This window comes from Syntrophotalea sp. (assembly GCF_050253115.1).
Classification (GTDB): Bacteria; Desulfobacterota; Desulfuromonadia; order Desulfuromonadales; family Syntrophotaleaceae; genus Syntrophotalea; species Syntrophotalea acetylenica.
The window spans coordinates 21,861-29,296 of sequence record NZ_JBFWJQ010000023.1 but is presented as its reverse complement, the minus strand read 5'-3'; the positions used below and the strand labels follow the sequence as shown (position 1 = coordinate 29,296).

The window sequence follows — 7,436 nt, the reverse complement described above, 5'->3', positions numbered from 1 at the left end:
CTAGCTGTATTTATATCCGACACAAGGAAATGTCAACATCAATAAACGGCCCCCATGGGACAAGAAAGCCCCCTTGCAGACCCTGAAAAGTGGGCTTGCAATGAATAGGGAAATCTGCCATTTTTCTTTTTTTGCCTGTCAGCGTGTGTTAAAATGCACTCTATTTTTCCAAATTCTCACGCTGACATCAGCTTGCGAAAGACAAGACCATGGAGATTCGCGGAACAACCATCATCTGTGTGCGGCACAATGGTCAGGTCACCATGGCCGGGGACGGTCAGGTCACCCTGGGCAGCACGGTCATGAAACACGGCGCCCGCAAGATTCGGCGTATGTACGAAGGCCGCATCCTGGCCGGGTTTGCCGGCTCAACCGCCGATGCCTTCACACTGTTCGAAAAATTCGAGGCCAAGGTACAGGAATTTCACGGCAATCTGCCCAAAGCCGCCGTCGCACTGGCCAAGGACTGGCGGACCGACCAGATCCTGCGTAAACTCGAAGCGCTGTTGATTGTCGCCGATGCCAGCAACACCCTTGTGCTTTCCGGGGCCGGCGATGTCATCGAGCCTGATGACGGCATTGCCGCTATCGGCTCGGGCGGCTGTTATGCCCTGGCTGCGGCGCGGGCCATGACACGGCATGCAGACCTGGCGGCGGACCGGATCGCCACCGAGGCTTTGCGTATCGCCGGGGAAATCTGCATTTATACCAACGACCACATTTCGTCGGAGAGTCTGCCGTGACCAATTTCACTCCGCGCGAAATCGTCTCCGAACTGGACCGCTACATCATCGGCCAGAAACAGGCCAAGCGCGCCGTCGCTGTAGCGCTGCGCAACCGCTGGCGCCGTCAGCAGGTGCCGGAAGAACTGCGGGACGAAATCGCACCGAAAAACATCATCATGATCGGCCCCACCGGGGTCGGCAAGACCGAAATCGCCCGGCGCCTCGCGCGCCTCGCCCAGGCGCCTTTCATCAAGGTCGAGGCCAGCAAATTCACCGAGGTCGGCTACGTCGGTCGCGATGTTGAAAGCATGGTACGGGACCTGCTGGATCTCGCCATCATCATGGTCCGCGAGGAGGAGGCCCTCAAGGTACGGGTCAAAGCCGAAGATCTGGCCGAGGAACGTCTGCTCGACCTGCTGCTGCCCGGCACTGCGTCCATGGAACCCGAACTGGCCTCCGGTGAGGCCGGAGAAGGTGGCACCCGCGACAAACTGCGCAAACTGCTGCGCAGGGGCACCCTCGATGAACGCATCGTGGAACTCGAAGTGCAGTCGGCCCAGATGCCGATGATGGAAATTTTCACGCCGCAGGGGACCGAGGAGATGGGGATCAACATCAAGGAGATGTTTGGCAACCTTTTCCCCAAAAAAACCAAGCGGCGCAAAATCAAGGTGAGCGAGGCCCGGGAACTGCTCATCGAGCAGGAAGCCGAGCGTCTGGTCGACATGGACAAGGTCAACGGCCTGGCTCGTGAGCGGGTCGAACAGAGCGGCATCATTTTCATCGACGAAATCGACAAAATCGCCGGGCAGGCCGGCCGTCAGGGCCCGGATGTTTCCCGCGAAGGGGTGCAGCGCGACATTCTGCCGATTGTCGAGGGCAGCACCGTCAACACCAAATACGGGCCGGTCAAAACAGACCATATCCTGTTCATCGCCGCCGGAGCTTTCCACGTCTCCAAACCGTCGGACCTGATCCCCGAACTGCAGGGACGCTTCCCGATCCGCGTGGAGCTTGCCAGCCTGGGCGAGGAGGAATTTTTCCGCATCCTCACCGAGCCGAAAAACGCCCTGATCCGCCAGTATGAGGCGCTGATGGCCACCGAAGACATCCTTCTGGATTTCGACAGCGAGGCGATCCGTGAAATCGCCCGCATCGCCACCCAGGTCAACAGCCAGACGGAAAACATCGGCGCGCGCCGGTTGCACACCATCATGGAAAAGCTGCTCGAAGAGCTCTCCTTCGATGCGCCGGAGCATCAGCAACAGCGCGTCCGAATCGATGTCGATTTCGTGCGCCGACAACTGGCCGACATCGCCCGCGACGAGGATCTGTCGCGATATATTTTGTAAGGTTCCAGGCCAAAGGCAAAAGGCCCGAGGTTTCAGGTTTTAAACTTACAGCTTATAGCTTACAGCTATCTTCTCGAAAGAGCCTGTCCTATGGAAGAGTTGATCAGAAAAGCCAACGTGCTGATGGAGGCATTGCCCTACATCCAACGTTTCAACAACAAGACCATCGTCATCAAATACGGCGGACACGCCATGGTCGACGAACGTCTCAAGCACGAGTTCGCCCGTGACGTGGTGCTGTTGAAATTCATCGGGCTCAATCCGGTCATCGTCCACGGCGGCGGCCCCCAGATCGGCCAGGTGCTCAAATCCATGGGCAAGGAGTCGCGCTTCGTACAGGGCATGCGGGTCACCGACCAGGAAACCATGGACGTGGCCGAAATGGTCCTCGGCGGCAAGGTCAACAAGGAGATCGTAGCCAACATCAACCGCCATGACGGACGGGCCGTCGGCCTCAGCGGCAAGGACGGCCGCCTGATCACGGCGCGCAAGCTGGAGCTGACCGCCATCAACCCCGACACCCTGACCCCCGAGATCATCGACGTGGGGCTGGTGGGCGAGGTGGAAAGTGTCAACACCAGCATCATCACCGCCCTTGAGGAAAGCGGCTTCATCCCGGTCATCGCTCCTGTCGGGGCAGGGCTGGGCGGCGAAACCTACAATATCAATGCCGACCTGGTGGCGGGCCGCGTCGCCGGGGCACTGCGCGCGGAAAAGCTGATACTGCTGACCGACGTGGAGGGTGTCAAGGACAAGCAAGGCAAGCTGATCTCCACCATTGACACCCGCCGGGTGCCGGACCTTATCAACGACGGCACCATCACCGGCGGCATGATTCCGAAACTCAACTGTTGCATCGACGCCATCGACGAGGGCGTTCATACCGCACATATCATCGACGGCCGCGTGGAACATGCCTGCCTTCTGGAAATTTTTACCGATCACGGCATCGGCACCGCCGTAGGGAGATTCGCATCATGATATCACAGGAATGGATCGAACGTGGCGAAGCCCACGTGGTAAAAACTTACGGCCGCTATCCGCTGGTCGCCGTCCAGGGAAAAGGGTGCCGCTTGTGGGATGCCGACGGCAAAAGCTACCTGGACTTTCTTGCCGGCGTGGCGGTCAACAATCTTGGTCACTGCCATCCCAGGGTGGTGGACGCCCTGCAGCAGCAGGCAGCGCGCCTGATCCACTGCTCCAACTATTACCACATCCCCAGCCAGATCGAACTGGCGGAACTGCTGTGCGAGCACTCTTTCGGGGATCGCGTGTTCTTCTGCAACAGCGGCGCCGAAGCCAATGAAGCCGCCATGAAGCTGGTGCGCAAATACAGCGCCGAAAATTTCAACAACGATCGCTTCGAAGTCATCACCGCCCTGGCTTCGTTTCACGGCCGCACCATCGGCACCATCAGCGCCACCGGACAGGACAAGGTCAAGGCCGGCTTCAACCCATTGCTGCCGGGCTTCCATTATGTGCCCTTCGGCGACGTCGAGGCGCTGCGCAAGGCCATCACGCCCCGCATCTGCGCTGTCATGCTGGAACCGGTTCAGGGCGAGGGCGGGGTACGCGTGGCGCCGCCAGGCTACCTGGCCGAAGTGCGCCGCATCTGTGACGAGCACGATCTGCTGCTGGTGTTCGATGAAGTGCAGTGTGGCTGCGGCCGCACCGGCACCCTGTTCGCTTACGAGCAGCACGACGTGGCACCCGACATCATGACCCTGGCCAAGGCCCTGGCCGGAGGGCCGCCCATCGGCGCCATGATCGCCACGGAAAAGGTTGCCGCCTGTTTCGGCCCGGGCTCCCACGGCTCGACTTTCGGCGGCAACCCGCTGATGACCAGCGCCGCCCTCGCCGCCATGCGCACTTTGCTCGAAGATGGCGTGCTCGACAACTGCAGGGCCATGGGCGAGTACCTGCGTGGCCGACTGCTGGAGTTCAAGGAGCGATTCCCCTTTATCTCCGAGGTGCGAGGCCGCGGCCTGATTTTGGGCATGGAATTGACCATCCCCGGCGCCGATATCGTTTCGCGGGCCCTGCAGAAGGGACTGCTGATCAACTGCACCGCCAACACGGTGCTGCGCTTCGTGCCGCCCCTGATCGTGACCCGAGAGGAAATCGACGAGGCGATGGCCATCCTCGGCGACGTTCTGCAGGAATTCTGATTTCAATAGACGGGCCGCTGTCGCAGTCCCGTCCTTTTAGGAGGATCGATCGTGAAAAAAGACTTTCTCTGCCTTACCGACTGGAGCATCGAGGAACTTGAAGGCCTGTTCGCCCTCGCCGCCGATCTGAAAGCCCGGCAGAAGCGTGGCGAGCAACATCACCTGCTCGGGGGCAAGACCCTGGGCATGGTGTTCGAGAAAAGCTCCACCCGCACCCGCATCTCCTTCGAGGTCGGCATGTACCAGCTCGGCGGCCACGCTTTGTTTCTTTCCTCCGGCACCACCCAGATGGGACGGGGGGAACCGATCAAGGATACCGCCCGCGTCATGTCCCGCTACGTGGACGGCATCATGATCCGCACCTTTTCCCAGCAGGGGGTCGAGGAACTGGCCCGATGGTCGAGCATTCCGGTCATCAACGGCCTCACCGACATGTACCACCCGTGTCAGGTTATGGCCGATCTTCTGACCGTCATCGAGCACAAGAAAAATTACCGCGAGCAGATCTACTGCTGGATTGGCGACGGCAACAACATGGCCAACAGCTGGATCAATGCCGCCGTCATGTTCGGTTTTGAACTGCGCGTGGCCACCCCCAGGGGCTATGAACCGCACCCCGTGGTGGTGGAACGCGCCAGACAGCGCGGCGCCCGCATTGTCTATACCAACGATCCACTGGAAGCCGCCCGGGGCGCCGACATCCTCAACACCGACGTCTGGGCCAGCATGGGCCAGGAGGAGGAACAGGCCAAACGCGTTACCGCCTTCAACGGCTTCCAGATCAACGACAAGGTAATCGCCGCCGCCGCTTCCGATTGCATCCTGATGCACTGCCTGCCGGCACATCGCGGCGAGGAGATCACCGACGAAGCCATCGAAAGCCGGCACTCGGTGGTTTTTGACGAAGCCGAGAACCGCCTGCATATTCAAAAAGCCATCATGGCGACCTTGATGGCCTGAAGATGCCGGAGTGGAGCATGACCATCACCTGCCCATATTGCGGATTCAGCCAGCAAGTCCCGCCGGACCGCATCCCGGCCGAAGCCACCGAAGCGACCTGTCCACGCTGTCAGGCGAGTTTTGCCCTGCCCGTGGCCCCGGCAAAGAGCCTGGATCAGGCCGCGGACAAAATCGTTTCTGAAAATCCTGAAATCACCTGTCCGGCAGCCAGCGGAGATCTCACGGATGGGCAAACGGCCACGCAGGAAGGCCCCGCTGCTTTTGCGGAGCCCCGGAAAAGCTGTCCTACCTGCGGGCAGACGCAGGCGGCTCCTCTTGCCGCTGTATACGCCGGTTTCTGGATACGGGCCGCGGCGGCGGCCATCGATTCGATAGCCGCCTGGATTCTGCAACTGACCCTGAGTCTGCTTCTGGGAGCCGTCCTGCAACTGATCGCGCCCGACATTGAAGCCACCTCGGTGTCTTCCATCGTAATGCTGGCGCTTTTCAGCAGCGCGGTCGGCATGGCCTACTATGTGGTGTTCACCGGCGCCTGCGGTCAGACGCCTGGCAAGATGCTGCTGCGATTGAAAGTGGTTCGCCGGGACGGACAAAACATGACTTACGGGCGCGCCGCGCTGCGGGAAATCCTCGGCAAATTCGTTTCCGGCATCACCCTCGGCATCGGCTACCTGATGGTCGCGTTCGACGCTCACAAACAGGGTCTGCACGACAAAATCGCTGACACCTGCGTGATTCATCTATGAAGCATCCCATAAGGTTTTCGGCACAACGAGAACCTGCCATCGACATCGCCGCCGCACATGCGTGACCGGCGTTGCCATAACATTGTCAGAAGGAGTTTTTCCATGTCCAAGCACGGCACTGTCAAAAAGGCTGTCCTGGCCTATTCGGGCGGACTCGACACCTCCATCATCGTACGCTGGCTCATCGAGGAATACGGCTGTGAAGTCATTGCCTTCTCCGCCGACCTCGGCCAGGGTCAGGAACTCGACGGCATCCCCGAAAAAGCCCGTAAAACCGGCGCCAGCAAATGCTATGTGGAGGATCTGCGCGAAGAGTTCGTCCGTGATTTCGTCTTCCCCATGTTCCGCGCCAACGCCATCTACGAGGGGCGTTATTTCCTTGGCACTTCCATCGCCCGTCCGCTGATCTCCAAAAAGCAGATGGAGATCGCCCTGGCCGAGGAAGCCGATGCCGTCTGCCATGGCGCCACCGGCAAAGGCAACGACCAGGTCCGGTTTGAACTGGCCTACTACCATTTCAACCCCGAGATCAAGATCATCGCTCCCTGGCGGGAATGGGATCTCAACAGCCGCGAAGCCCTCATCGCCTACGCCAACAAGCATGGCATCCCCGTGCCGGTGACCAAGAAACGCCCCTGGAGCAGCGACCGCAACCTGCTGCACATCTCCTTCGAAGGCGGCATTCTTGAGAATCCCTGGGCCGAACCGCCGGAAGAAATGTATCTGTTGTCCGTCGCCCCCGAAGAGGCTCCCGACAAGCCGGAATACGTCGAAATCGAATTCCGCAACGGCGATCCGGTAGCCATCAACGGACAAGCCCTGTCCCCGGCGCAACTGCTCGCCCACCTCAACGAACTGGGCGGCAAGCACGGCATCGGCCGCGCCGACATCATGGAAAACCGCTTCGTCGGCATGAAGAGTCGCGGTGTCTATGAAACCCCCGGAGGCACCATCCTTGAGGAAGCCCATCGCGGCGTCGAGCAGATCACCATGGACCGCGAGGTGCTCAACCTGCGCGATTCTCTTATCCCCCGCTACGCCACCATGGTCTACAACGGCTTCTGGTTCGCTCCCGAGCGTGAAGCGATGCAGGCGCTGATCGACGAAACCCAGAAAACCGTCAACGGCGTGGCCCGCGTCAAACTGTACAAGGGACACTGCCGGGTGGTGGGCCGCAAGTCCGACACCAACAGCCTCTTCGATCCGGAAGTGGCGACCTTCGAAGCCGACGAAGTCTACAATCAGGCCGACGCCGAGGGCTTCATCCGCCTCAATGCCCTGCGCCTGCGCATCCGCAGCGCCATGCAGAAAAAACGCGGTTAACGTCGGTAATTAGTGAATAGTGACTGGTGATTTGTTTTTCTAAACACAAATCATCGGTCACCCCTCACGGATCATTATTTGCAGTGGCTGGTGACTGGTAACTGAATAAGGGCAATCGCGCTTTTCACCAATCACAAATCACCAGTCACTGCCTTTCAGTTT

General features: G+C 59.9%; 7 protein-coding genes. All 7 read left to right on the top strand.

The window, feature by feature from the left end:
* Window positions 1-209 precede the first annotated feature (209 nt).
* The 7 genes from hslV (at window position 210) to AB7E65_RS04265 (ending at window position 7,274) form a co-directional block, all read left to right on the top strand.
* Window positions 210-743, top strand: a complete 534-nt coding sequence (hslV, locus tag AB7E65_RS04295) for an ATP-dependent protease subunit HslV (RefSeq protein WP_072287041.1) — start codon at window positions 210-212, stop codon at window positions 741-743.
* On the top strand, window positions 740-2,077 hold the full coding sequence (hslU, locus tag AB7E65_RS04290) for an ATP-dependent protease ATPase subunit HslU (protein WP_072287040.1): 1,338 nt from the start codon (window positions 740-742) through the stop codon (window positions 2,075-2,077). The genes hslV and hslU overlap by 4 nt, the downstream gene beginning before the upstream one ends.
* Before the next feature lie 90 nt (window positions 2,078-2,167).
* Complete coding sequence (gene argB, locus AB7E65_RS04285) at window positions 2,168-3,058, top strand: acetylglutamate kinase (protein WP_072287039.1); 891 nt, start codon at window positions 2,168-2,170, stop codon at window positions 3,056-3,058.
* A complete protein-coding gene (locus AB7E65_RS04280) occupies window positions 3,055-4,245 on the top strand; it encodes an acetylornithine transaminase (protein ID WP_428745329.1) in 1,191 nt (396 codons plus the stop codon). Before argB ends, AB7E65_RS04280 begins: the two co-directional genes overlap by 4 nt.
* Window positions 4,246-4,296: 51 nt before the next feature.
* Entirely contained in the window at window positions 4,297-5,205 is a 909-nt protein-coding gene (gene argF, locus AB7E65_RS04275; RefSeq protein ID WP_072287037.1) for an ornithine carbamoyltransferase, read from the top strand.
* Window positions 5,206-5,222: 17 nt separating this feature from the next.
* A complete protein-coding gene (locus AB7E65_RS04270) occupies window positions 5,223-5,951 on the top strand; it encodes an RDD family protein (protein ID WP_320360635.1) in 729 nt (242 codons plus the stop codon).
* Between the two features lie 102 nt (window positions 5,952-6,053).
* Window positions 6,054-7,274, top strand: coding sequence for an argininosuccinate synthase (locus tag AB7E65_RS04265; protein ID WP_320360634.1), 1,221 nt, complete (start codon window positions 6,054-6,056; stop codon window positions 7,272-7,274).
* Window positions 7,275-7,436 lie beyond the last annotated feature (162 nt).

Bases quoted from the DNA above. Each gene is read 5' to 3' on its own strand.
- hslV (WP_072287041.1), top strand. From the start codon at position 210: ATGGAGATTCGCGGAACAACCATCATCTGTGTGCGGCACAATGGTCAG.
- argB (WP_072287039.1), top strand. From the start codon at position 2,168: ATGGAAGAGTTGATCAGAAAAGCCAACGTGCTGATGGAGGCATTGCCC.
- AB7E65_RS04280 (WP_428745329.1), top strand. From the start codon at position 3,055: ATGATATCACAGGAATGGATCGAACGTGGCGAAGCCCACGTGGTAAAA.
- AB7E65_RS04270 (WP_320360635.1), top strand. From the start codon at position 5,223: ATGACCATCACCTGCCCATATTGCGGATTCAGCCAGCAAGTCCCGCCG.
- AB7E65_RS04265 (WP_320360634.1), top strand. From the start codon at position 6,054: ATGTCCAAGCACGGCACTGTCAAAAAGGCTGTCCTGGCCTATTCGGGC.